The sequence below is a fragment of the Natrinema sp. CBA1119 genome, assembly GCF_002572525.1.
Taxonomy (GTDB): domain Archaea; phylum Halobacteriota; class Halobacteria; order Halobacteriales; family Natrialbaceae; genus Natrinema.
The window spans coordinates 3232971-3257226 of sequence record NZ_PDBS01000001.1 but is presented as its reverse complement, the minus strand read 5'-3'; the positions used below and the strand labels follow the sequence as shown (position 1 = coordinate 3257226).

Genomic DNA, 24256 nt, shown 5'->3' with positions numbered 1-24256 from the left:
ACCGGAGTGGAACGCTTTTCGGCCCGCTCGAGAAACGGTCCCGTATGACCGTCCGATTCGACGCGGTAACTGTCGACTGGTTCGGCCTCGCGACCGTCCGACTCGAGGGCCAAACCGGTGCCGTCGTCTATCTCGATCCCGGTCCGGAGGAGTACGACGTGCTGGACGATCTCGAGCCTCGCGACGGCGACCTGATTCTCGTCTCCCACGACCACCACTACGATCCCGACTCGATTCGACGCGTCGCCCGCGAGGACGCGCTGGTCGTCGTTCACGAGTCGATCGACGCGAGCGAGATCGACCGCATCGACAAGCAACCGGAAGCGCTCCCGTTCGAGGTCGAACGCGTCGCCGCCGACGAGTCGTTCGTTCTCGGACCGCTTGACCTGTTCACCACGCCGGCGTACAACGATCCGGACGGTCCGCACACCGACGAAAACGGAACGCCGTACCATCCCGAAGGGCAGGGCTGTGGTTTCGGCGTCACCGTCGACGGCGTCACCGCGTTCTGGCCCGGTGACACCGACGTCCTCTCAGTCCACGAGGACGTTCCGGTCGATCTCCTGCTTCCGCCGATCGGCGGCACGTTCACGATGGATCGACGCGAGGCGGCGACGCTGGCCGACCGACTCGAGCCGAACCTCGTGCTCCCGGTTCACTACGATACCTTCGCGGCGATCGAAATCGACGCGGACGCCTTCGTCGTCGATATCGCACACCGCGGCGTTCCGGTCGTCCTCGACGAATGAGGGGAGTGGCTCGGCGCTGGCGCTCAGACGCCGACGCGTGACCAGGCGAACACCGCGATGACGACGAGTACCAGCACGCCGAACGCGATCCACTGCCCGAAATTGGTGTCGGCGATCGGTGCGAAGACGTCGACGAGGCCGGTTCCCTGGAGGAGCCCCAGTGCCAGGACGAGGACGGCCATGATCGAAATCAGACCGATCGTGACCCCCTCTTTCATCATCCACGCGGTCTCGTCGGCCTCCTGCGCACCGGAGGTCGTCGGTTCGTCTATCGCCTCCTCGTCCGGATCGCTGTGCGTCGGCCGTTTGCTGTCTTTGTCGTCCGCCATATCACTGATTCTAGATGGTGACAGGCCGTGCGGACGGGAACCGGTTGCACCTGCAGACACAGGGTGTCACCGAAAATTTGGTTCAGGGACCGTCGAAAACCAGCATCAGGATAACGTTTCGAGACGTATCTCGAGACATCTCGACTCGAAGCGCCCTAGAGGACGCCCATATCGCCCAATCGCTCGGGCAGATACGTATCCGTCACGAAGTCTAGCCCGTGAGACGCCAGCGATTGCTGTTCGGACTTCTTCCCGATATCGAGTTGCAGTTCGATCTGTTCCGTCCAGTAATCGGTCTGGAAGCGCGGGTCCTCGAGTTCGCTCTCGAGAGCGTTGATGTCCGAATCCGAGAGCGGGTCGGTCGGCAGTTCGTATTCGACGATGTCGCTGGGCTGGATGCCGATGAAGTCAGCCTCGGGGGTCGCGAGGTACTCCGAGAGGTGAGCGGACTTGATCGAGCCGTAGGCGACGGAGCCGTAGATCCGGTACGACCAGGGGTCACCGTCAGTGAACACCACGACGGGGAGGCCGAGTTCGTCGTGGAAGCGCTTCGTCAGTCGACGCGTAGCGCGCGCAGGCTGGCCCCCGAGGTGGACGACGATGGCATCGTGCTCCTCGTCGAAGCCGTTCTCGACGAGTCGGTCGCGCATGCCACCGGTCTCCACGCAGAGGACGAAATCGGCATCGTTGTCGAGGAACTCGATCGTGTCGGGGTTGTTCGGGACCTGATACCCGCCCTGGCCCACGTCGAGCTGACAGTGGATATCGCGGTCGCCGCGGTTCGTTTGCTCGCGGATGTGGAGCGGCCCCATTACCTTCGCCCCCGATTCCTCGGGGCGCATGTGGAAGTCCTCGCGGGTGACTCCCGAGACGATTTCGAGGTCCTCGATCATGCCGTTCGACTCGTCCTGGCTCGTGAACTGGGCCTCGTCGTTGTCCCAGCTCTCCGAGAGGTAGTAGAGTTCACGCAGGGTCGACGAGCGGTCTTCCTCGAGTTGCTCGGACAGGAACTCGATGGTGTAGATCGCCTTCAGGAGCTTGCGCGCGCCGCGGACGGAGTTCGCCGACCGGGTCGATTCGCGGTCGCCGTAGACCCAGACGGACATCTCCTCGTCGTACTCGATGTTGTTCTTCGTCCGCGTCGGCACGGACATGTGGGGGATCTCGCCCAGTTCGAACTGGTCGTAGAACTGCGCCGCGAGATCGATCAACTGTTCCCGCGCCTGCTGGTTGTCGTTCGTGCTCATGATTTCACCGTAATTTCGCTTCGCTCAGTACGAGCCATCATTCGCACGCTCATGATGACACCGTCAGCTTCTCGCTCTCGACGCCTTTGACGTCCAGATCGAACGTCGCGTCGTCCGGTACCTCGTACTCGAGTGCCGCCTCGTCGTCGCTCGAGACCTCGGGCTCCCACTTGACGAACCACTCGCCGTCCATCTCGACGACGGTCGCGCCGTCGGAGAGGTTCGTCGGCTCGGCCGAAACGATATCGGTGACCTCCAGCGACTCGTTCGTGCTCGAGTTGTTCTCGACGATGACGGAGACCGCCGTTCCGTCGCCGTTTTCCTCGGTCCGGCGCTCGACGAGGACGTTGTTCATGATGCGCGCGATGGCGTCGTCGATGTCCGGTTCGTCGCGGCCGGTGACCTCGGCGACTTTCGTGGCCATCTCCGGGAGGATCTTTCCGAGGACGTTCTGTTTCTTCCGCCGCTTTTCCATCGACCGGCGCTTGTTGAGGAAGCTCTTGAGCTCCCGGGACGCTTCCCGAATAGCGAGTTCGATCTCGTCCTCGATTTCGGGAACGTTCGCGACGGCGTCTTTCGATTCGCTGGTGAAGGGGACGTTCGTCGAGGCGACGTGGACCATTATCACGACCGGGCCGTTGGGCAGGCCGGAGCCGCCGGGCTGGTCGAGCCCGTAGTTGCGCCAGCCGATCGATTTGACGACATCCGTCGTCGCACAGGCACCGCGCTGGTAGACCAGCGGGACCCGGTTCGCAAAGCGCATGACTTGACCGGTCCCTTCGGCCTCAAGCTCGCCGCCGTAGGCGATTCCCGCCTCGACGATGAACGGATCCCCGCCGGAGACGCCGGCGTCGCGCGTCGCGGACGAATAAAACTCGGCGTCGAACTCCTTCTCGAGGCCGGCGGTGATGAGATCCTCTGAGATGGGAGCGAGACACCGCGTCGGCGGCGCCATGATGTCGGTCGCGCGCATCGCGTCGACGAGGTTGCTGGTGGCGTCGCGGTCGCCGTTCAGCTCGCGAACCAGCGGCGGCTCGTCCGGAACGGTCGCCATGACGCTCCAGACGGCCTCGATGACGTTCTCGCGCGCCGTCTCGCCGAAGGAGACGTCGTCGTACTCCTCGGTGAGATCCGCGGCTCGATCGACGTGCGCTCGGAGTCGCTTGTGAGTGAGCCGGTGGCGAGCGTTCTCGTCCGCGTATTCGTCCTCGAACTTGGCCGCGAGTCGGTCGGCGAAGGCGTGGATCACCTCGTCGTCCTTTCGGGTGCTCGTCGCGTCGTCCGCGAGGTCGTACAGATCGGCGACCAGCCGCGATTCGCCGTCGGCCCCGGTCCCGTCCTCGCCGTCTGCTGCCGTCTCACCGTCCGCCTCGACGGCGTCGATCAGCTCGAGCCAGACGGCCTCGACGGCGTTCTCGCGGACGGTGTCGCCGAACGTCGTTCCGTGATCGTCCTCGACCGCGTCGGCGGCCGATTCGACGGCCGCGACCAGTTCGGAGTGGGCGATCCGATCGGAATCGGAGACCGTCTCGACGATCGCATCGGCGAACGCGGCCGTCGCGTCGCGGCCCTTGTTCGCGGTCGCGTCCTCCACTGCGGCGCGGAGATCGATCCCCTCGTGGCTCGCCGGCGGCCGCCAGCGCATCTCGCGGCCGTAGTGGCGGTCCCGGAACTCGTCGATGACCGACTCCGCGGTCTTCTTTCCGACGCGGGTGAACTCCTCCTGGAGGAATCCTGAGACCGTCTGGGAGTCCGTCGCCGTCAGCATCTTCATCACGGTCCCGAGTTCGACGCCGTGGGGGTGCGGGCGGATCTCCTCGGTCTCCTCGGGAAGCTGGTCGGTCGCGCGCTCGAACTTGAAGTGTTCCTGCGGTTCGCGCAGCTCGAGGCGGGCGTGGGGGTTGACGACCGCCGTGTGCTTGATGTAGTCGTGGAGCTGCTGGCGGGCGCGCATGTTGGCCTCCATCTCGAGTTCGATGCGCGTCCCGTGGGGCCGGTCCCAGGTGGTCGTCCCCTCGACGCTGATCTCGGGCTCGTTCTCGTCGGTATCGATGATGAGCTCGAAGTACTCGGCCTCGCCCGAGCCCTGGGTTCGGCTGGTGATCTTCGCGGGTTTCCCGCTCGTCAGCTGGGCGTAGAGAACGGCGGCAGAGATACCGATCCCCTGCTGACCGCGGGACTGTTCGCGCGCGTGAAATCGAGAGCCGTAGAGGAGCTTCCCGAAGACCTTCGGCAGCGTTTCTTTCGTGAGTCCCGGTCCGTTGTCCTCGACGATCAGGCGGTAGTAGTCGCCGGCTTCCTGAATCTCGACGTAGATATCCGGGAGAATACCCGACTCCTCGGCGGCGTCCAGGGCGTTGTCGACGGCCTCCTTGACGGCCGTGACGAGGCCTCGAGCGCCGCTGTCGAAGCCGAGCATGTGCTTGTTCTTCTCGAAGAACTCGGCGATGGAGATCGACTGCTGGCTCTCGGCCAGCTCCTCGGCGATCCCCGGCTCGTCACCGAGTGTCGACTGTAGCGACGTCATCGTTGTCCCTTACTAACGGGGAGGCTAAAAGATGTGTGCTACCGGAGTGAAAGTGAATTCGTTGCAGCGCCGACAGTCGGTTCGACGCGTTCGAGGAGTCGATCGCGGAGCATAATCGGGGCCTCGGGGCCGAACGAATCCGGTTTCGTTGACCGGCGAACGGCGATGGCCGGGAGGCGACGATTCACTGATCGTGGTCGTGGTCATGGCCGTGGTCGTGATCGTGGACGTGGTCATGGCCGTGGTCGTGATCGTGGACGTGGTCATGGTCGACTCCCTCCCCGAGAGTGAACTGCCCGGTGAACGCGCGCTGAACGACTTCGGAGAGCGCGGGGTGAATGTGAACCGACTCCCGGATATCGTGGACCGTCCCGGAGCCGGCGGTCATCGCCACGACGACCTCCTGAATCAGGTTCGACGCCTCGGGACCGATGATGTGACAACCCAGAACCTCGCCCTCGAGGTCGATGATCGGCTTGACGAACCCTTCGGCCTTCATCGCGCTGCCGCGGGCCGTCTCCTCGTACCGGTAGGTTCGCTTCGCGTACTCGCGGTCAGTAGCGCGTAGCTCCTGTTCGGTCAGCCCGACACCGGCGACCTCGGGCGAGACGAAGACGGCGAAGGGCATGGCGGAGTAATCGACCGGCTCGAGTTCGTCGCCGAACAGATTGCGCGCGACTGCCTGCGCCTCGTGATTCGCGTTGTGTTTCAGCAGGTACTCGCCGACGATGTCGCCGAGCGCCCAGACGCCCTCGGCGGTCGTCCGGAGGTACTCGTCTGTCTGCACGAATCCGGCCTGATCGGTTTCGATACCGGCGGCTTCGACGTTCAGCGTATCGGTGTTCGGAACCCGACCGGCCGCGACGAGCAGTTCGTCGCCGGTGACTGAGACGGGGTCGTCCGGACTCGCGACACTGCCGCCCGCGTCGGCGAACGGACGTGCCTCGACGGTGATCGAACCGGCGTCTCCGGAGACGGCGGTCGCTTCGTAGCCGGTGTACACGTCGAACCGGTCGGCGTAGCGTTCGGTGAGGGCTTCGGCCACTTCCTCGTCGGCATCCGGAAGCAGGTTCGGTCGACGGCCGACGATCGACACGTCGCTCCCGAACGTGCCGAAGAACTGCGCCAATTCGGCGGCGATGTAGCCGCCGCCGACGATGACGAGGTGATCCGGCGCGGTTTCCAGCTGGAGTGCCTCGGTACTGGTGAGGTAGTCGACGGTCTCGATACCGTCGATCGGCGGAATCGCCGGGCGCGTACCCGCCGCCACGAGGACGGTGTCCGCGCGAACGCGTTCGCCGTCGGCCGCGCCGCCCGAGAGCTCGAGCGTTCGGTCGTCGACGAACCGCCCCTCCGCCTCGTACAGGTCGTGGCGGTCGGACGAACTGAGACCGCGCCGGATCGAGTCCGAACTGCCGCGAACGTCCTCGTTGACCTCGCGGACGATGTCGGCGAACCGGACGTCGGTCACCGTGGCATCGATCCCGAACTCGTCCGCGCGCTCGATCGTCTCCATGACGTCGGCGTGGTACAGCAGCATCTTCGACGGGATACAGCCGCGATTGAGACAGGTGCCGCCGAGTCGTCCCTTCTCGACGACCGCGACCGACTGTCCCTGGTTCGCCGCCGCGTTCGCCACGTCGAGGCCGGAGCCGGAGCCGATGACGAGAAAGTCGTACTCCTCCATACGGAGTGCGTGGATGCCGAGCGCAATGAATATCGAGCCTGCTCAGACGGATGACTATCCGTCGTTCCGGTGTACCCACGACCCGCCATGCGAGTGTGCCCGGTACACGGCTACGGCAGACCGCCTCACTCCTCGAGCGGCGGCCACTCCCAGGCGTCGGCTTCGACCACGGCGAGCAAGCGGCGGCGACGGTCGGTCAGCTCCGCGAGGGCCTCGGCGAACTCCTCGTCGGAGACGGTCGGAATGTCGTCCTCCCGGAGCCGGCCGAGATCCGGCGCGCGCGGGACCGCCGGCTCGGGTTCGATGAACGATTCGTCGAGCGTCTCGAGGTAACTCTGTGCGCTCGAGCGGCCGTTCGCGATGATCGCGGGATCGAGGCTCTGCTCGTCGGGAATCCCGTACCGAAAGAGCATGAGCGCTTCGTCGAGGATGGGGACGGCGACGGCGGAGGCCTGCTCGCCCTCTTCGCTGTGATAGTAGTGGAGGATCGGATAGGACTTGTGCTGTTCGGCGAGCAGGCTCAGTTCCGACGCGAGCGACTCGACGGTCAGCTCGAGGCCCTGAAAGTCCTCGCCGGTCCAGCCCGTTCGGACGAGCGCTTCGCTTCGGTCCCCCAGCCCCGTGACGGTGCTGGCGAAGGAGCGTTTGTCGGAGACGGCCCCGAGCACGGTGAGCACGTAGGAGACGCCGAGGGTGACGAACGCCATGCCCGAAGCCGTCGTGAACGCGCTGGCGACCTCCCAGACGTCACCGCCGTACACCGGGGTGTAGTCGCCGTTACCGTCGGTGAACATCGTGTAGGCGACGTAGTAGAACCGCCCCCACCAGTCGGCGGGGCCGCCGGTGCGAGAGTTCACCACGGCCATCGACTCGCTCGCGAAGATGAGCGTCCAGCCGATCCAGATGAGCCCGATCCACATCGCGAGCGTAAAGGTGAGGATGATCGGCCCGGCGAGGCTGAGGGCCCTGTTGTGATCCCGCGTTACGATCCGGAGACCGCGCCAGATAACCGTCGTCAGTCGGCCGGAGATCGGACCGGAGCCCCCGTCGACCCAGAGGGTCGTCCAGAGGATGTCCACGATCCCCCCGACGAGGATCACGATGCCGGCAACGAGATAGACGGGATTCATTCCACGACTGCTCGCTGCTCGACGACCTCGGCCAGCACGTTCGCGATTTCGGCGTTCGTTTCGGGACTGTAGTGACCCCCCTCCCCGCGCTCGACGTACAGCGACTCGACATCGCCGTCGTCGGGCGAGAGGTGGGTCGCCATGTCGATCGTCGTCAGTTCATCGTACTTCTCATCGAGTCGGTCCATCAAGTCGCCGTAGATCGGGCCGTGTTCGGACTCGTACTTCGCGTACCGGAGCTGCTGAACCATCACGAAGGTCGGCTCGAACTCCTGCTCGTCCGCGTAGTCGACGAACTCCTCGATGAGCGCGTCGAACAGGGCCTCGTGGGTATCGAACAGTCGCTCGTGATACCGCACTCGAGGCCGCTCCAACCGCAGCGCCGACTGGGTCTGGGCCAGGTCGAAGTCGATTCCCGGAACCGACCGGCCGAGACGGCGCTCGAGTTCCTTCCCGGCCGTGTAGCCGGCGTACCGGAGGTGCTCGTTCTTCTCGAGGAAGTCCGCGGTGTACGGCCGCGTCGCGAAGTGCGGTCGGAACCAGTGCTCGTAGTGGAAGTCGTACTCCCGGAGGAAGTCGGCCTTCGACTCGAGGTCGAGCAGCTCCTCCTTCTCGTCGACGGGGCTCTCGACGCGCTCGAGGTCGCCGTCCTCGAGGACGTATCGGGGTTTGACCGCGAGAATGTTGCCGAACTCCTGGTAGTGTTTCCAGACGCTGAGGATGCGGGCGATCGAGGAGGCGGTGACGACCATGAAGACGTGGTCGGTCGGGTCGTCGGGATACTGGCGCTTGAGCCGCATGAGCGCCTGATCGATCCCGTAGTTGCCGCCGCCGTAGTTGGCGACGTGGGTGTCGAGTTCCCGTGCGAGGTAGTTCTGAAAGGTCTCGTCGTTGTCGACCTCCCGGCAGAAACAGTAGGAGTCACCGTAGGTCGAGACCGTGTGGTCGGCGTCGGGATCGCGTTCCTTCGCCGGGCAGACCCGACTCGCGTACTCGTCGGTCGAGTACGTGACCGTGGTCCGGACCTCCTCGCCCGGGAGGTGATCCCCCGTGTCCTTCTGTTTCTCCCGGTTAGGCTGGGGCACCCATCCGAGTTCGGGGTCGAAACTACTGAACTTCCCCAGTAACTCTCGATCGATCTCGGGGAACTCCTCGGTGGCCACCGAGGGGATCCGTTCGAGCGCTCGGTACGACACGACCTCGAGTACCACCACGCCACCGATGACAGCGAGTGCTATCGCGACGAGCGGAAACATCGGATCACCGTACCAGAACGGGGGATAAGTGGATTTTGCCGGAATGTGCCACAGTCACCGAAACCGACGGTTACGCGACCGTGGCGTCGGGTCGCGAGAGATCACGTCGCCGTTCTCCGCACGTCCGCGTGGCGACGCCGATCGCGGATCGCATAGGCGCTGTACGACCCGATCCCGAACGCGAGCAATCCGACGATGACGTCGGTCCAGAAGCCGAGGTCGCTCGCGGTCTCGGCGATGCCCGACCCGGCCCCCAACAGGAACGGCGAGGCGACGAGCCACAGGCCGAGGAGGGCGACGAGGGACGCGACGCCGATGCTCCCGAACTCCTCGTTCGATCGGCGATAGTAGTTGTACGCACCGGCGACGAGCAGCGTCGCACCGACGAAGACATCGTTCCAGAACTGGCTCGCGGCGAGCTCGAGGACGAGGGCCTGAACGAGTACCGCGAGCCCGAGCAGACCCACGGCCGCCGCGAGCCGCGTCCCGCGTTCGCCCGGGTTCGGTTCGAACGGCGTTCGGTCGCTCCCGGTCAGTTCGTCGTCGCCGCGGCCGTCGTCTTCGGACGCGCCGTCGTCCCGCCAGGGCGTCTCGGGGTTTTCCGTGCCGTCGTACTCGCTCATGGTTCTCTCGAGTCGATCTCGGTCGCTCGTCGCAAAGAGTCCGTGGCCCGTGTGTGCAGGGCCTCGAGGCGGACGATGCGACGGAGCAGTTACGGCACGACAGCGCCGTCATCGAGCGACCGTCACCGGCACCGGCGAGTGTCTGACGACCACCTCGGCGACGCTGCCCAGCAGGATCCGTTCGATACCGGATCGGCCGTGGCTGCCGATAACGACGTGATCGACGGGGTCGCGTTCGGCGTACTCGAGGATCTCCTGGGCCGGTGTTCCCATTCGCGTCCCCGTTTCGACGGCGACGCCGCGCTCGTCGGCGATGGCCTCGGCCGCGGCCAACTGGTCGGCGGCGTCGTCCAGCAGCGCTCGCGCGTCGTCGCTCATCTCGGCGTCGTCCGCGACGTTCGGAATGTACGGCAACGAGGTGGTGTCGATGACGGCCAGCGCGACGAACTCGCCGTCGGGAAACAGATCGAACGCGTACTCGAGGGCGTCGCGAGCGGGCTCGGAGTCGTCGAACGGGACGAGGATCCGCGGTGACATGGGGATGTGTCGACGTCCACGCGCGTCGCCTTCAGTCTGGTTCACTGCGACGTGACGGGCCGACGCTCACAGGGCGAGATAGGGGCCGACGCCCAGCAGGACGACACCCAGCGCGACCTTCAGCCGCTCGGGATCGATGGCGTGGGCGACTCGCCACCCGACGACGACGCCGAACAGGAGCGGCACGCCGATGACGACCGCGAGCGGAACGAGGACATTTCCCTGCAGGAAATAGCCCGACGCCGCGAACGTCGCGATGAAGATCGACTGGACCTGTGCGACCGCGACCGCGAGCAACATCGGAACGCCGATCAGTACCAGCGCCGGCACGGCCAGCACCGGCCCGCCGATCCCCAGCAGGCCGCTGCAGACGCCGAGGGCGAATCCGAGTCCCGCCAGGACGATCCGGCCGCCTCGAGTCAGGGGCTCGAGATCGTAGATCGGGCTGAACCCGCGGCGCTCGCGATACAGGATGATCCCGCCGACGGCCGTCGCGACGCCGCCGAGCAGGAGCCCGAAGACGGAGCGCGGAACGAAGGTGTTGACGTACGCGCCAACGAGCGCGCCGAGGATACTCGCGCCGCTGAGGACGATCGCGATCGCTCGACTCTCGCCGGTGTTCATCTCCCCGGAGTGGAGGTAGGCGGCGCTCCCGACGAGTCCGGTGACGACGAACGTGGCGTGGGCGGTGCCGGCGACTTGGCTCGAGGGCAGCGACGTCAGCGAGTAGAGCGCGATCGTCACGAAGATTCCGCCCGGACCGATGGTGGTGATGCCGATCCCCGAGAAGAAAGCGATCGAGACGAGCAACAGGACCAGGGAGAGTTCGAAGGGCAATCCGAGCATTAAACCAGAGGAGTTATCCAGTGGTCTATGCCGATCGAACTAACTCTTCTGATTTCGAGTTCTTTCGGTCAGCTACCGAGCAAATCGCGGAGTATTGTCTTCGGGTCCGAACGTCCGAACCCAGAATACTCGCGTTTTCGCACCGGATCGAGAGACGGTCGAAGCCGTAACCGCGAGGATAGCGTCCGGTCGACCCGATCGGTACCGGTTCGGGTCGACCGAAACGTAGCGTCGCGCGTCCGCCGGATCGGAACAGTCGCCCCGGTTAGAGGATGTTGATGATCGTCTCGTAGAGCGACTGGACCGTCATGAGGCTCCCGATCAGCAGGACGATCCCCGCGGCCAGGAACCCGGCGTTCTCGTACCACTCGATGTCGTAGTACCTGTTCACGGCACCGATGAGGGCGAAGACGGTCAGGGGAAGCCCGATCGCGCCGTTGACGGCCGGCATGATGATCGCCATTTCGACGGGGCCGAACCCCGTGTAGAGCAGCATCGGCAGGGCAGTCGCAGCCGAGAGGACGACCAGTGCGATGACCGTTCGTCGGAACGCGGTATCACCGAAGACCGTGTGTCGCCCGAGCGACTGCGGAATGATGAATCCGGCACCGAACAGCGTCCCGGTCGCCGACGTGATGGTCGCACAGAGGACTGCGACCATGAACAGGACGAGCGCGCCTTGGCCGATAATTTCCGCGAGCGGGACGCCTGGTCCTGTCAGGGTCATGGCCCCCTCGGAGAGGGTGACCGCCGAGACGATCATCACGAAGCTGCCGATGGTGAGCGTCGTCGCGATTCCGGCGGCGTTGTCTCGGCGGTAATCCCAGATGTTCGACCACTCCTTCGTCGGCTGGATGCTCGACTGGATGAAGAAGTTCGGCCAGTAGACCGTCGTCCCCAGCAGGGCGATGACGGCAGTGAGGTAGCCGATGTCGGTCGCAAGCACCGGCTGGAGCCCCGCCGCTACGGATTGCCACGGAACGTCGAGCCCCGCGAGGAGCAGGCCGTACGAACCGAAGACGGCGAACACCATCACGGCGATCACCGCTTCGATCCGATCGTAGACCTTCATCTGCACGATGGCGATGCCGAACCCGGCCGCGAGCACGATGCCGACAAGCACGTTGTCGAAGAACGGAACGAGCCAGGCGAGTACCGCTCCGGCGACGGCGTAGTTAGACACGGCCCACAGCGCGGACATCAGCGAGATCCCGACGAGGAGCGGTCGACCCCCGATCGGAACGGCGTCGAGGATATAATCGGCGAGTGGTTCGTCGGCGACGGCGAGTCGGGCGCTCATGTCGTGCAGTGCGATATCGATGAAGAACGCGAGCGGGAGTACCCACAACAGGGAGTACGCGAAGTTCGCACCCGTGTCGGCGAGGATATAGACCGACCCCGCTCCGAACACGTTCGCAGCGAACATGATTCCCAGCCCGTATCTGTAGAGCGCCCCGTGTATCGTTTCACCGCCGGGGATGGCCTTGACGACGTCCGACGCCGAGGCCGACTCGCCGCTCATGCGTGATCACCCCGAGGCTCGAGCGCGACTCCGGCGGTCGCTGCGCCTCGAGCGGACGGCTCGGACGCCGTCGACCGACTGCCGATCGACAGCGGGAGGGACTTCGACGAGCGAAATCCGGACTGCCAGTCGGGTCCTCTCAGCGCGGAAGCGGACCCGGCACCGAAAAACGTCGCCGGGAGGTGGAGCCCGAGCCCGCGTTGGAGAATGGTTTCGCTCACCGATTCGACGGGGACATCGACCGCGGTACAGTGGTCTTCCATGTGTGGTAGTTGTCCGAAAAGTCGCAGGTGTCTGGGCCCCTCGAGGCCACGCGCGGTCGCGGGCCTCGAGTCGGCGCAGCCGGGCGGGTTTCACCTGTGTACTGTGGTACGGAATTCTGTACCTAAAGCAAGGACTGTGATCCGTTTGAGCGGAAAGCTTGAGATAGCAGACGACCTCTCGAATAGCCGGCTCGAGTAATTCGGTATTTACCTGAGTGCGACACGTGAGTCCAGCGGACACTCTCGGACGACGGAACGGCCACGGAGCGATAACGAGTGCCTATATGGTCAGATTCGCGCCGAAAGGACCGCAAACTCCCGTCTCGACGGTCGACGGGGCACATCGCTCCGCCGAACACGGCCCGCCGAGTCACCGCTCACGCACGAGTGGCGGCATCACCTTCTTGCGAATCCGGGACGAAGGGAAGAGTACACACGAAGTTGCCTTCAGAAGAAGGCCTATAAATGTCTATCCCTTACCCAAGGTGAAGACTAATGCAAGGACAATCCAATCAGCAGGCGTACGATCGGGGGATCACCATCTTCTCCCCGGACGGACGTCTCTACCAGGTCGAGTACGCCCGCGAGGCCGTCAAACGCGGAACCGCGAGCGTCGGTCTCCGCACGCCCGACGGCGTGGTCCTCGCCGCGAATCGACAGGTCAGCTCGCCGCTCATGGAGCGCGAGAGCGTCGAAAAGATCCACAAAGCCGACGATCACATCGGTGTCGCGAGCGCCGGCCACGTCGCCGACGCGCGCCAACTCGTCGATCTCGCACGTCGCCGTGCACAGGGCGAACAGCTCCGCTACGGGCAGCAGATCGGCGTCGAGACGCTGACGCGAGCGGTCACCGACCACATTCAGGAGTACACCCAGACGGGCGGTGCTCGCCCGTTCGGCGTCGCGCTCCTCGTCGGCGGAATCGACGCCGGCGAGCCGAAACTGTTCGAGACTGACCCCTCGGGGACGGACTACGAGTGGAAGGCGGCGGCCATCGGCGGCGATCGCGATACCATTCAGGGCTACCTCGAGGAGCACTACCGCGAGGATCTCGACGTCGACGGCGGCATCGAACTCGCCGTGAGCGCGCTCAGCGAACCCGAAGACGGGGTCGTCAACGCCGAAGACGTTGACGTCGCGACGATCACGACCGAGGACGAGTCGTTCCACTCGGTCGAAACCGACCACCTCGAGTCGATCATCGCGGAGATTGACCACCCGGAGGAGGAGGAGAGCGATGAATAACTGGAACCAACCGTCGACGCCGCAGGGGAACGGCGATCCGTCGCCGTACGAACCCGAACTGGGTTCGCTTCCCGACGGCAATCGGGGAGACGACCACGGCGATACCGTCAACAAGACCGGGACGACGACCATCGGTATCACAACCGACGACGGCGTCGTCATCGCGACGGACATGCGCGCCAGCCTCGGCGGGCGGTTCGTCTCGAACAAGGACGTCCAGAAGGTCGAGAAGATCCACCCCACCGGCGCGCTGACGCTGGTCGGGTCGGTCGGTGGCGCACAGTCGTTCATCCGAACGCTGCGCGCCGAGGTCAACCTCTACGAATCCCGCCGCGGCGAGCCGATGCCGATCGAAGCACTGGCAACGCTCGCGGGCAACTTCGCCCGCGGCGGCCCGTTCCGAGCGATCAACCCCATCCTCGGCGGCGTCGATAGCGAGGGCAGTCACGTCTACAGCATCGACCCCGCAGGCGGCGTGATGGCCGACGACTACACGGTCACCGGCAGCGGGATGCAACTGGCCTACGGCCTCCTCGAGAACGAGTATGCCGACGACCTCTCGCTCGACGAGGCAGGGACGGTCGCTGCTCGAGCCATCAAGAGCGCCGTCGAGCGCGACACCGGCTCCGGCAACGGCGTCTTCCTCGCCGAGGTCACGGACGAGGGCGTCGACATCCAGGGCCACAACGACTTCGACGCGGTCATCTAGACCGTTTCGGTGGGTATTGGATCGCCCTCTCGGTCGCTCGACTGCTCGCGCTCGCGCGCGTACACGTGACTTTTATTAGGGCAGGGGCGCTACCCGAAAGCAGGTTTTACATGTCCCAGGAAAGCGAGTACGGCGCCGGACAGATTCAGGTCCTCGAGGGCCTGGAGGCTGTGCGAAAGCGACCGGCGATGTACATCGGCTCTACCGATTCTCGAGGCCTCCACCATCTCGTCTACGAAGTGGTGGACAACTCGATCGACGAGGCACTGGCCGGCCACTGCGACGACATCACCGTCTCCATCCACGAGGACGGCTCGGTGAGCGTCGCCGACGACGGCCGCGGCATCCCCGTCGACACACACGAGGAGTACGACCGCCCCGCACTCGAGGTCATTCTGACCGTCCTCCATGCCGGCGGCAAGTTCGACAACAAGTCCTATCAGGTCTCCGGCGGCCTCCACGGGGTCGGCGTGAGCGTCGTCAACGCCCTCTCCCAACGCCTCGAGGCCGAGGTCAAGCGCGACGGCGGCGTCTTCCGCCACGCCTTCGAAGGCGGCGAACCCGTCGGCGACATGGAGCGCGTCCGCGACATGGAGCCCGACGAGGAGACGGGCACGCAGATCCAGTTCTGGCCCGACACGGACATCTTCGAGACGGGCGAGATCTCGTTCTCGACGCTCTCGAACCGGCTTCGGGAACTGGCCTTCCTCAACTCGGGCGTCCGCATCACGCTCCGCGACGAGCGCGAGGACGATGACCAGGGCGAACCCGTTTCCGAGACCTACGAGTACGACGGCGGCATCCGCGAGTTCGTCGAGTATCTGAACGAGACGCGCTCGGCGATGCACGACGACATCATCTACTTCGAAGACGAGGACCAGAACATCCAGATCGAAGTGGCGATGCAGGCCACCCAGGAACTACAGGGGTCGATCCACGCCTTCGCGAACAACATCAACACCCGCGAGGGCGGAACCCACCTTACCGGGTTCAAGACCGCGCTCACGCGGACGGTCAACGACTACGCCAACGAGAACGACCTGCTCTCCGATCTCGAGGAGAACCTCACTGGCGAGGACATCCGGGAGGGACTCACCGCGGTTATTTCGATCAAACACCCCGATCCCCAGTTCGAGGGCCAGACGAAGACGAAACTCGGCAACAGCGAAGTTCGCGGGATCGTCGAGAGCGCCATGCACGAGGGGCTCGGCACCTACTTCGAGGAACATCCCGACACCGCCCAGGCGATCGTGATGAAGGCCGTCGAGGCAGCCAAGGCCCGGATGGCCGCCCAGAAGGCCGAGGAACTGACGCGCCGGAAGTCGGCGCTCGATTCGACCTCCCTCCCCGGCAAACTGGCCGACTGTCAGACCAAAGATCCGGACGAAGCGGAACTGTTCATCGCGGAGGGTGACTCCGCGGGCGGCAGCGCAAAGCAGGCCCGAAATCCAGATTTCCAGGCCATCCTCCCCATCAAGGGGAAGATTCTCAACGTCGAAAAACACCGTCTGGACCGGATCCTCGAGAACGACGAGATCCGGAACATGATCACCGCGATCGGCGCGGGGATCGGCGACGAGTTCGACGTCGAGAACATCCGCTACAAGAAGATCATCATGGCGACGGACGCCGACGTCGACGGCGCGCACATCCGGACGCTGCTGTTGACGTTCTTCTACCGGCACATGCGCCCGCTGCTCGAGGGCGGCTACGTCTACGCGACTCAGCCCCCGCTGTACCGCATTCGGTACCGCGGCGAGACCTACGACGCGATGACGGAGGCCGAACGCGACGAGATCGTCGCGGAGAAGTGCGACGGCAACCCCTCGCAGGTCCAGCGGTTCAAGGGCCTCGGCGAGATGAACCCCGAACAGCTCTGGGAGACGACGATGAATCCCGACAACCGCATCCTCAAACAGATCACGATCGAGGATGCCGCCGCGGCGGACAAGATGTTCTCCGTCCTGATGGGCGACGCCGTCGAACCCCGCAAGCAGTTCATCAAGGATCACGCGCCGGAAGCGGAATGGATCGACATATAGGGATTTTACTATAACCACATGAGTTCAGACGTACCCGATCCGACGGACGTCGAGGCACGGTCAGTCGAAAACGTCCGTATCGAAAACGAGATGGAGCAGAGTTACATCGACTACGCGATGAGCGTCATCGCCGGTCGCGCCCTCCCCGACGTCCGCGACGGGCTCAAGCCCGTCCACCGGCGCATCCTCTATGCGATGCACGAGATGGGCGTCTCCTCCGGGAGCAGCCACCGCAAGTCCTCCTCGATCGTCGGAGAGACGATGGGTGACTACCACCCCCACGGAGACAGCGCGATCTACGACACCTTGGTCCGGTTGGCCCAGGACTTCTCGATGCGCTATCCGCTGGTCGACGGCCAGGGGAACTTCGGCTCGATGGACGGCGACCCCGCCGCCGCGCCGCGATACACCGAGGCGCGGATGGCCCCGCTCGCCGAGGAACTGCTCGAGGACATCGACAAGGACACGGTCGACTTCTCATCGAACTACGACGACCGCCTGCAGGAACCCGACGTGTTGCCCGCGGCGTTCCCGAACCTCCTCGTGAACGGCTCCTCCGGGATCGCGGTCGGGATGTCGACGAACATCCCGCCGCACAATCTGGGGGAGGTCATCGACGCGACGATCGAGTTGATCGACGACCCCGACGCGACCGTCGACGACCTGATGGCACACGTCAAGGGACCTGACTTCCCGACGGGCGCGAACATCGTCGGCCGGGACGCCATCTACTCGGCCTACAAGACCGGTCGCGGTCGACTCCGGGTCCGCGCCGAGTTCGAAGTCGAGGAGTGGAAGTCGGACCGCGAGCGGATCGTCATCACCGAACTCCCCTTCCAGGCCAACAAGGCCCGCCTCGTCGAGCGGATCGCCGAGGACGTCAACGAGGGCGAGATCGAGGGCATCTCCGACCTGCGCGACGAGTCCGACCGCAACGGCGTCCGCGTCGTCGTCGAACTCAAACGCGGCGCGAACGCGGAGGTCGTCGAGAACAAACTGCTCGAGAACCACCTCGAGCGGACCTTCGGCGTCATCAACCTCGCGCTGGTCGACGGCCAGCCCCGCGTGCTCTCGCTCAAGGAGACCTTGGCGGAGTACATCTCTCACCGACGCGAGGTCGTCCGGCGGCGCAGCGAGTACGACCTCCAGGAGGCCGAGGACCGAGCGCACATCCTCGAGGGCCGGATGACGGCCGTCGAAAACGCCGAGGACGTCGTCGAACTGATCCGGAACAGCGAGGACCGGTCGGCCGCGAAAGCGGCGCTGCGGGATGCCTACGACTTCTCCGAGGAGCAGGCCACCCACATCGTCCGGATGCAACTCGGCAGTCTCACCTCGATGGAGGCCGCCGAGATCGAAGCCGAGTACGAGGACGTGCAGGTCGAAATCGAGCGCCTGACTGCGATCCTCGAGAGCGAACCGGAGTTGCTCGCCGTCATCAAAGACGAGCTCCGTGAGATCAAAGACGAGTACGCCGACGACCGCCGAACCTCGATCGTCGAGGATCAGGGGACGGTGACCCACGAGGACCTCATCCCCGAGGAGGAGGTCTTCGTCGTGATGACGGAGGACGACTACGTCAAGCGGATGCCGATCGACGGCTTCGACCCCCAGGGTCGGGGCGGCAAAGGGATCATCGGCGCGGACGTCAAGGAGGACGACCGCGTCACGACGGTCTTCCGGGCCAACACCCACGACTACCTGCTCTGCTTTACGAATCAGGGCGAAGTCTACCGGCTCAAGACCTACGAGATTCCGGAGATGGGCCGGACCGCGCGCGGGAAGTCGGCGATCAACATCCTCGATCTCGATCCCGGCGAGGATATCACGGCTATCGTCGACACCGACGCCTTCGGCGACGACGAGTTCGTGACGATGGTTACCCGACACGGCTACGTCAAGCGCACCGCCGGCGAGGAGTTCGACAACATCCTCTCGACGGGGATCATCGCGGCCGACCTCGAGGAGGGCGACGAACTGGTCGACGTCGACGTGACGGACGGCTCCCGGGACCTCGTCATCGCGACCGAGGGCGGCATGACGATCCGCTTCGACGAGAACGAGGTCCGCGCGATGGGGCGGAACGCCCGCGGCGTCAACGGCATCAAACTCCAGGACGGCGACGCCGTAGCGGGACTGGTCGCGACGGACGAGGACGACGGACAGGCATTGCTGACGGTCACGGAGAACGGCTACGGCAAACGAACGCTGCTCTCCGAGTACCGCACCCAGTCACGGTACGGCAAGGGGTTAATCGACATCAAGACGGGCGAACGCAACGGGCCCGTCACGGCCGTGAAGGCGGTCGACACGGACGATCAGCTCGTGATGATGAGCGAGCGCGGCCAGATCGTCCGGACGCGAGTCGACGAAATCTCGACCGTCGGTCGGAACACGATGGGCGTGATCGTGATGGAAGTCGAGGATGGCGACGCGGTCGCGAGCGTCGACGTGATTCCGGCGTCAGCGGTCGCCGACTCGGACGACGCAGTCGACAACTCGGACGACGCGGACGACCAGAACTGACCGCTCGAGGTCCCGTTGCGATACCGACGTACTCCCGATCGTTTTCGCGTCACAACTGTCGAACGCCAGCGCAGGCGCTCGGCGGAGAAGCGTGGTGAACGCGGTCGACAGCCCGTTCAGTGTGCCGGTTCTTCGGCGGGCGCGACCATGTCGTCGATGCGCAGGATGAGAATGTTGTTCGTATCGTCTTTCCCGTCGACGGTGCCTTCGATGACCAGTTTCGAAAGCGGCGTCGGGCCGACCGTGACGGCGTCGTTCTCGTGAATGTCGCTGAGGGTACCCTGGATGTGAATCTCCGCGCGGCAAAGTTCCGGATGGTGGACGCTCGAGAGATCGATTTCCTCGATGATGGTGTCATCGACGGGTTCGCCCTCGTGTTGCATCGGGACCGCTGCGGGCTCGTCCATCTGCTGGATCTCGAGGGCTTCGTAGGCGGCGGCCGTCGGTTTGTAGCCGCCTTTCGGCCCCGGTACGCCCTCTACAAGTTGCAGGGCTTTGAGACTCTGCATCTGGTTACGGATCGTCCCCGGATTGCGGTCGACCTGTTCGGCGATGTCCTCCCCTTTGATGGCGTCTTCGGTCTCCTTGTGGAGGTTCGTCAGCGCGCGGAGGATTTTCTTCTGGCTGGGGGTGAGTTCGATGGATGACATAGTGATATATTCGTATTTGGATTCCTTAAACCCGGCGGGTGAGCCGAGCGCTTTGGCAGTATTGTGACGGTTGAGCCGGCGCTGCGAAGAAGTTTCGGTTCGTTCGCTCCACAGCAATTGGCATCCGTTCGATTGGAACCAGCTCACACTGACCGAACCGCTCGAGTGATTCCCGTCACCTACGACGACGGTGTGGGTTCTGCGGGCGTCGCAACTCGAACGTGATGGGCGACGGACTCGGGGAGCGAGACCGGCTCGTCCGCGTCGCTCGAGCGAGCCGTCACCATCCCGAACGGAGCGATTTCGAGAATCTCGAGTTCGACACCCGGTCGAACGCCGTGATCGGAGAGATACGACAACACGTCGGGATCCTGGTCGGCGACTTCGGCGACGGTCACGACGGCCCCCGCCTCGAACTCGGTGATGGCTTCACCGTCGGGTCGTTCCGGCGGCTCGAGGTCCGCGCCGGGGATCGGCGATCCGTGGGGGTCGACCGTCGGCTCGCCGAGGGCGTCGGCGACGCGGGCCTCGAAGTTCTCGCTGATGTGATGTTCGAGCCGATCGGCTTCCGCGTGGACTTCCGACCAGTCGTAATCGAGGTGTTCCGTGAGGTAGGCCTCGAGCAGCCGGTGGTGGCGGACGACCTCGAGGGCGACGGTTTCGCCCTCGTCGGTCAGGGTCACCCCGCGGTACTTCTCGCGGTCGACGAGTTCGCGCTCCTCGAGTTTGTCGAGCATGCTCGTGACCGTCGGCGACGTGACGTCCAGCTCCGCCGCGATCTCGGAGGTCTTGATCCGATCGTCCGTCTCGCGCTGGAGCTGGTAGATCGCTTTGAGATAGTCTTCCATCACGTCGCTCAGCATCATGCTGTCCCGGGATTAGACGCGTCTAACCCTAAAGCTATCGCCAGCGGCGGGCCGGATCGTCGCTCCCGGCGAATCGCCACGAAACCCCTCACTGCATCGGCACGACAGTCACCGTCGACACCGCCACGACCAAACCGGTCGACGGCGTAGCGCACGTATGGGACGAACCGTCAGAATCATCGGCGCACCGATGGACTACGGGGCGAACCGCCGCGGTGTCGATATGGGGCCCTCGGCGATCCGATACGCGGACCTGGCCGACGGCCTCGAGCGAGCGGGCGTCAAAGCGATCGACGACGGCGATATTTCGATGCCGCGCGCGGAGGTACGCGATCCGGACGCCGGCCAACCCACTCGGGGAAACGCGAAATTCCTCCGGGAAATCGAGGACGTCTGTTCGCGCGTGGGCGATCGAGTCGCGGCGACGCTCGCGGACGGCGCGTTCCCCCTCGTTCTGGGCGGTGATCACTCGGTCGCGATCGGGTCGCTCAACGGCTCGGCGCGGGATACCGATCTCGGCGCGATCTGGTTCGACGCCCACGCGGACCTCAATACGCCCGAAACGTCTCCCAGCGGGAACGTCCACGGGATGCCACTGGCCGCTGCCCTCGGCCGCGGCGCGTTCGAGGAAACCGAGTGGGCGCCCGCGGCCCGACTTCGGGAGTCGTCGATCGCCTACGTCGGCCTTCGGAGCATCGACGAGCGCGAGCGCGAACTGATTCGAGAGAGCGAGATGACGGCCTTCACCATGTCCGACATCGATCAGCGGGGGGTCTCCGCGGTCGTCGAAGACGCGCTCGCGGTCGCGACCGACGGGACCGACGGCGTCCACGTCAGCCTCGACCTCGACTGGCTCGACCCCAAGGCGGCCCCCGGCGTCGGCACCCCCGTCCGCGGCGGCGTCACCTACCGGGAAGCCCACGCCGCGCTCGAGGCGATCTCGCGACGCGACGAGACCGACGGGATACTCAGATCGATGGACGTCGTCGAGGTCAATCCGATTTTAGACGAGGCAAACGAGACGGCAACACTCGCCGCCGAACTGACCGCGAGCACGTTCGGAAAACGAATTCTTTGATCGGCTCCGGTGAGAGGGTTCGAACCGACTCCACGAGCGACGCTCCGCCATGAGAACCGAAGACACACTGATTCCCGTTTCAACACCTTTGTATCATAGTGTTTCGCAGTGTTGCATATGACTGAGAACGTCGTCGTGCTCGGTGCTGGCTACGCCGGTACCGGTGCGGTCAACAAGCTCCAATCGGAGCTCGAAGGCAATGCTCGGCTGACCTGGATCGCTGACGTCGACTATCACCTCGTTCTGCACGAATCTCACCGCGTGATCCGGGATCCGGACGTCCGCTCGGACATCACGTTCCCGGTCAACCAGATCGCGGATCCGTCGACCCGGTTCATTCAGGACGAAGTTACCGGTCTCGATGTCGACGAACAGACCGTCAAACTCGCCGACGGCGACGACGTTGATTACGACTACGTTCTTGTCGGTCTCGGTAGCCAGACCGCCTACTACGGCATTCCCGGTCTCGAGGAGCACTCCCTGACGCTAAAGAGCCTCGACGACGCCCTCGAAATCAACGAGGCCGTCACCGAAGCGAGCCAGGAGGCGACGCGCGGCGATCCCGCACAGGTCGTCATCGGCGGTGCGGGTCTCTCGGGCATCCAGACCGCCGGCGAGATCGCGGAGTTCCGCGACAATCACCGCGCGCCGATCGAGATCCACCTCGTCGAAGCGCTCGAGGAGATCTTCCCCGGCAACGATCCGGAAGTCCAGCAGGCGCTGCGCGACCTGCTCGAGGAGTCCGGCGTCCAGATCCACACGGACGATCCGATCACCGAGGCCACCGCGGACCACATCGAGTTCGACGAGGGCGAACCACTCGATCACGACGTGCTCGTCTGGACCGGCGGGATCACGGGTCGCGACGCGATGGACGATGTCGACCTCGAGAACGAACACAACCGAGTGACCACCGGGGCGAACTTCCAGACCTCGGACGAGCGCGTGTTCGCCATCGGCGACTCGGCGATCATCGATCAGGGCGACCAGCCCGCGCCGCCGACGGCGCAGGCCGCCTGGCAGGCCGCGGACGTCGCCGGCGAGAACATCGCCCGCGCGATCGAGAACCGTCCCCTCAAAACCTGGGAGTTCGAGGACAAGGGGACCGTCATCTCCGTCGGCGAGAAGGCCGTCGCCCACGGCGTCAAGCCCGCCTTCGGCATCTCGCTGCCCGTCGACACCTTTGGGGGGTACCCGGCGAAGAACCTGAAGAAGATGATCGCCGCCCGCTGGATCGCGGACATCACCTCCTGGAACGTCGCCCGCAAGTCCTGGTCGTCGCTGTAGGCCCCGGTTCTGGGGCCACGTTTGAGTTTCGGGCCAGTTTTTCCGCTTCGTCACACCCACCAGCGACCGGTGAATCGCCGATCTGAGGATCGATACTCGCGCGCCAGTAGCCACTCGCGCGCGACCCGTGTGCTCGCTCGAGGCCGAACGTCACTCCCGTCCGCCGGAGCTCGGTTCGCCCATCGGCTCGGCCGGCACGCCCGCCACCGTCGTCTCGGGGGGGACGTCGCGGGTCACGAGCGAGTTCGCCGCGATCCGGGCTCCCTCGCCGATCTCGACCCCGGGTAAGATGATCGCGCCGGCCCCGATCATCGCTCGTTCACCGACGACGACCTCGCCGGTCCGGTACTCGTCCTGAAGAAACTCGTGACAGAGGATCGTCGCGTCGTAGCCGACGATCGCGTCCGCTTCGACGGTGATTAACTCCGGCCAGAAGACGTCGGGTGTGGCCTCGAGGCCCCACGAGACCCCCTCGCCGACCGTGACGCCGATACGCCGCAGTAGCCAGCGTTTGAGCCGGAGGCTGGGGGAGATTCGAACGAGCCAGACGACGATGTAGTTGATCGCGACTCGAAGGGGGCCGCGGGCGGTGGTCCAGTGGGCCAGCGAGTTGCGCGGCCCGGGCGTCGCGTGGCGCTCGACGCGCTCGTGTCGCCGCGTCGTGTCGTCGGAAGTCGTCACTGCCCCGTCCTTTGACGTATCGCTACATGAAACCGATCGATGCGGAACCGATATCGAATCGACCCTAACTGGGTAGGGAATATCGCTGTTGCGGTTCGCGAGAACGGATACTGTATGTCCCAGTCACAACCGAAGACCCTCGAGGCGGAGACGATCTGGACGCTCTGTTCGCACCCGACGCGCCGGTCCGTTCTCGACGTGCTTCGGACGGCCGATCAGGTGACGCCTCGAGAACTGGCCCGCTGCATCGTCTCGTCGGATCGGGGTCTCGAACGTGACGGTTCCGGACCGGGCGCTCGACGAACGATCACCGTCGCACTGGTCCACAATCACCTCCCGAAACTCGAGGCGCACGACGTCGTCGACTACCGTGGTCCTGCAACGGCGGTAACGCCGGGAGAAAACTTCGACGAGCTCGTCTCGGTTCTCGACCGACCGTGACGGTGGCGAGTGGGA

Annotated in this window: 22 protein-coding genes; 8 read left to right on the top strand and 14 right to left on the bottom strand. The window is 64.8% G+C overall.

Translation table 11 applies throughout. The features are described 5' to 3' along the window. Nucleotides 1-44 precede the first annotated feature (44 nt). Nucleotides 45-749, top strand: a complete 705-nt coding sequence (locus CP556_RS16155) for an MBL fold metallo-hydrolase (RefSeq protein ID WP_098726552.1) — start codon at nt 45-47, stop codon at nt 747-749. 23 nt (nt 750-772) lie between these two features. Here CP556_RS16155 and CP556_RS16150 read toward each other — a convergent pair whose 3' ends face one another. The 11 genes from CP556_RS16150 to CP556_RS16100 all read right to left on the bottom strand — a co-directional run bounded on the left by CP556_RS16150 (nt 773) and on the right by CP556_RS16100 (nt 12716). After that, on the bottom strand, nt 773-1078 hold the full coding sequence (locus tag CP556_RS16150) for a hypothetical protein (RefSeq protein WP_098726551.1): 306 nt from the start codon (nt 1076-1078) through the stop codon (nt 773-775). A gap of 155 nt (nt 1079-1233) precedes the next feature. Next, complete coding sequence (locus CP556_RS16145; protein ID WP_098726550.1) at nt 1234-2325, bottom strand: DNA topoisomerase IV subunit A; 1092 nt, start codon at nt 2323-2325, stop codon at nt 1234-1236. A 49-nt stretch (nt 2326-2374) separates the two neighbouring features. Further along, on the bottom strand, nt 2375-4852 hold the full coding sequence (locus CP556_RS16140) for a DNA topoisomerase VI subunit B (RefSeq protein WP_098726549.1): 2478 nt from the start codon (nt 4850-4852) through the stop codon (nt 2375-2377). Nucleotides 4853-5036: 184 nt separating this feature from the next. Then, nucleotides 5037-6539 carry a dihydrolipoyl dehydrogenase gene (locus CP556_RS16135; protein ID WP_098726548.1) on the bottom strand — a complete coding sequence of 501 codons (1503 nt, stop codon included), beginning with the start codon at nt 6537-6539 and terminating at the stop codon, nt 5037-5039. Between the two features lie 125 nt (nt 6540-6664). Beyond that, entirely contained in the window at nt 6665-7669 is a 1005-nt protein-coding gene (locus CP556_RS16130; protein WP_098726547.1) for a hypothetical protein, read from the bottom strand. Beyond that, nucleotides 7666-8925: a hypothetical protein gene (locus CP556_RS16125; protein WP_098726546.1), complete on the bottom strand. Its 1260-nt coding sequence runs from the start codon at nt 8923-8925 to the stop codon at nt 7666-7668. The genes CP556_RS16130 and CP556_RS16125 overlap by 4 nt, the downstream gene beginning before the upstream one ends. A 101-nt stretch (nt 8926-9026) precedes the next feature. Beyond that, entirely contained in the window at nt 9027-9548 is a 522-nt protein-coding gene (locus CP556_RS16120) for an SPW repeat domain-containing protein (RefSeq protein WP_098726545.1), read from the bottom strand. Between the two features lie 108 nt (nt 9549-9656). Beyond that, complete coding sequence (locus tag CP556_RS16115) at nt 9657-10085, bottom strand: universal stress protein (RefSeq protein ID WP_098726544.1); 429 nt, start codon at nt 10083-10085, stop codon at nt 9657-9659. A gap of 66 nt (nt 10086-10151) precedes the next feature. After that, on the bottom strand, nt 10152-10931 hold the full coding sequence (locus CP556_RS16110) for a sulfite exporter TauE/SafE family protein (RefSeq protein ID WP_098726543.1): 780 nt from the start codon (nt 10929-10931) through the stop codon (nt 10152-10154). A gap of 265 nt (nt 10932-11196) precedes the next feature. Beyond that, complete coding sequence (locus CP556_RS16105) at nt 11197-12453, bottom strand: divalent metal cation transporter (RefSeq protein ID WP_098726542.1); 1257 nt, start codon at nt 12451-12453, stop codon at nt 11197-11199. Then, complete coding sequence (locus CP556_RS16100; protein WP_098726541.1) at nt 12450-12716, bottom strand: hypothetical protein; 267 nt, start codon at nt 12714-12716, stop codon at nt 12450-12452. Before CP556_RS16100 ends, CP556_RS16105 begins: the two co-directional genes overlap by 4 nt. Before the next feature lie 495 nt (nt 12717-13211). Here CP556_RS16100 and psmA point away from each other — a divergent pair, with 495 nt between their 5' ends. The 4 genes from psmA (at nt 13212) to gyrA (ending at nt 19238) form a co-directional block, all read left to right on the top strand. Then, nucleotides 13212-13961, top strand: a complete 750-nt coding sequence (gene psmA / locus CP556_RS16095) for an archaeal proteasome endopeptidase complex subunit alpha (protein ID WP_098726540.1) — start codon at nt 13212-13214, stop codon at nt 13959-13961. After that, on the top strand, nt 13954-14670 hold the full coding sequence (gene psmB, locus CP556_RS16090) for an archaeal proteasome endopeptidase complex subunit beta (protein ID WP_098726539.1): 717 nt from the start codon (nt 13954-13956) through the stop codon (nt 14668-14670). Before psmA ends, psmB begins: the two co-directional genes overlap by 8 nt. Nucleotides 14671-14780: 110 nt before the next feature. Continuing rightward, nucleotides 14781-16712, top strand: a complete 1932-nt coding sequence (gene gyrB, locus CP556_RS16085; RefSeq protein WP_098726538.1) for a DNA topoisomerase (ATP-hydrolyzing) subunit B — start codon at nt 14781-14783, stop codon at nt 16710-16712. An 18-nt stretch (nt 16713-16730) separates the two neighbouring features. Then, nucleotides 16731-19238: a DNA gyrase subunit A gene (gyrA, locus tag CP556_RS16080; protein ID WP_098726537.1), complete on the top strand. Its 2508-nt coding sequence runs from the start codon at nt 16731-16733 to the stop codon at nt 19236-19238. Nucleotides 19239-19354: 116 nt separating this feature from the next. On the opposite strand, the gene CP556_RS16075 is transcribed toward gyrA, so the two are convergent. Both CP556_RS16075 and CP556_RS16070 read right to left on the bottom strand, forming a co-directional pair. After that, the gene (locus CP556_RS16075; RefSeq protein WP_098726536.1) at nt 19355-19888 is read right to left on the bottom strand and encodes an Rrf2 family transcriptional regulator; all 534 of its coding nucleotides are present in this window, start codon (nt 19886-19888) and stop codon (nt 19355-19357) included. 179 nt (nt 19889-20067) lie between these two features. Next, complete coding sequence (locus CP556_RS16070; protein WP_098726535.1) at nt 20068-20754, bottom strand: metal-dependent transcriptional regulator; 687 nt, start codon at nt 20752-20754, stop codon at nt 20068-20070. Nucleotides 20755-20911: 157 nt separating this feature from the next. On the opposite strand from CP556_RS16070, the gene rocF reads away from it, so the two are divergent. Then, complete coding sequence (rocF, locus tag CP556_RS16065; RefSeq protein ID WP_098726534.1) at nt 20912-21832, top strand: arginase; 921 nt, start codon at nt 20912-20914, stop codon at nt 21830-21832. Between the two features lie 117 nt (nt 21833-21949). After that, nucleotides 21950-23119, top strand: a complete 1170-nt coding sequence (locus CP556_RS16060; protein ID WP_098726533.1) for an NAD(P)/FAD-dependent oxidoreductase — start codon at nt 21950-21952, stop codon at nt 23117-23119. Nucleotides 23120-23269: 150 nt separating this feature from the next. Here the strand turns inward: CP556_RS16060 and CP556_RS16055 are convergent, their stop codons facing one another. Next, complete coding sequence (locus tag CP556_RS16055) at nt 23270-23800, bottom strand: acyltransferase (protein WP_098726532.1); 531 nt, start codon at nt 23798-23800, stop codon at nt 23270-23272. A gap of 114 nt (nt 23801-23914) precedes the next feature. Between CP556_RS16055 and CP556_RS16050 the strand changes: the two genes are divergently transcribed. Then, the gene (locus tag CP556_RS16050) at nt 23915-24241 is read left to right on the top strand and encodes a DUF7344 domain-containing protein (RefSeq protein WP_176548217.1); all 327 of its coding nucleotides are present in this window, start codon (nt 23915-23917) and stop codon (nt 24239-24241) included. Nucleotides 24242-24256 lie beyond the last annotated feature (15 nt).

Excerpts from the sequence above, each read along its gene's own strand:
- CP556_RS16155 (WP_098726552.1), top strand. The coding sequence starts at position 45 with ATGACCGTCCGATTCGACGCGGTAACTGTCGACTGGTTCGGCCTCGCG.
- CP556_RS16150 (WP_098726551.1), bottom strand. The coding sequence starts at position 1,078 with ATGGCGGACGACAAAGACAGCAAACGGCCGACGCACAGCGATCCGGAC.
- CP556_RS16145 (WP_098726550.1), bottom strand. The coding sequence starts at position 2,325 with ATGAGCACGAACGACAACCAGCAGGCGCGGGAACAGTTGATCGATCTC.
- CP556_RS16140 (WP_098726549.1), bottom strand. The coding sequence starts at position 4,852 with ATGACGTCGCTACAGTCGACACTCGGTGACGAGCCGGGGATCGCCGAG.
- CP556_RS16135 (WP_098726548.1), bottom strand. The coding sequence starts at position 6,539 with ATGGAGGAGTACGACTTTCTCGTCATCGGCTCCGGCTCCGGCCTCGAC.
- CP556_RS16130 (WP_098726547.1), bottom strand. The coding sequence starts at position 7,669 with ATGAATCCCGTCTATCTCGTTGCCGGCATCGTGATCCTCGTCGGGGGG.
- CP556_RS16125 (WP_098726546.1), bottom strand. The coding sequence starts at position 8,925 with ATGTTTCCGCTCGTCGCGATAGCACTCGCTGTCATCGGTGGCGTGGTG.
- CP556_RS16120 (WP_098726545.1), bottom strand. The coding sequence starts at position 9,548 with ATGAGCGAGTACGACGGCACGGAAAACCCCGAGACGCCCTGGCGGGAC.
- CP556_RS16115 (WP_098726544.1), bottom strand. The coding sequence starts at position 10,085 with ATGTCACCGCGGATCCTCGTCCCGTTCGACGACTCCGAGCCCGCTCGC.
- CP556_RS16110 (WP_098726543.1), bottom strand. The coding sequence starts at position 10,931 with ATGCTCGGATTGCCCTTCGAACTCTCCCTGGTCCTGTTGCTCGTCTCG.
- CP556_RS16105 (WP_098726542.1), bottom strand. The coding sequence starts at position 12,453 with ATGAGCGGCGAGTCGGCCTCGGCGTCGGACGTCGTCAAGGCCATCCCC.
- CP556_RS16100 (WP_098726541.1), bottom strand. The coding sequence starts at position 12,716 with ATGGAAGACCACTGTACCGCGGTCGATGTCCCCGTCGAATCGGTGAGC.
- psmA (WP_098726540.1), top strand. The coding sequence starts at position 13,212 with ATGCAAGGACAATCCAATCAGCAGGCGTACGATCGGGGGATCACCATC.
- psmB (WP_098726539.1), top strand. The coding sequence starts at position 13,954 with ATGAATAACTGGAACCAACCGTCGACGCCGCAGGGGAACGGCGATCCG.
- gyrB (WP_098726538.1), top strand. The coding sequence starts at position 14,781 with ATGTCCCAGGAAAGCGAGTACGGCGCCGGACAGATTCAGGTCCTCGAG.
- gyrA (WP_098726537.1), top strand. The coding sequence starts at position 16,731 with ATGAGTTCAGACGTACCCGATCCGACGGACGTCGAGGCACGGTCAGTC.
- CP556_RS16075 (WP_098726536.1), bottom strand. The coding sequence starts at position 19,888 with ATGTCATCCATCGAACTCACCCCCAGCCAGAAGAAAATCCTCCGCGCG.
- CP556_RS16070 (WP_098726535.1), bottom strand. The coding sequence starts at position 20,754 with ATGATGCTGAGCGACGTGATGGAAGACTATCTCAAAGCGATCTACCAG.
- rocF (WP_098726534.1), top strand. The coding sequence starts at position 20,912 with ATGGGACGAACCGTCAGAATCATCGGCGCACCGATGGACTACGGGGCG.
- CP556_RS16060 (WP_098726533.1), top strand. The coding sequence starts at position 21,950 with ATGACTGAGAACGTCGTCGTGCTCGGTGCTGGCTACGCCGGTACCGGT.
- CP556_RS16050 (WP_176548217.1), top strand. The coding sequence starts at position 23,915 with ATGTCCCAGTCACAACCGAAGACCCTCGAGGCGGAGACGATCTGGACG.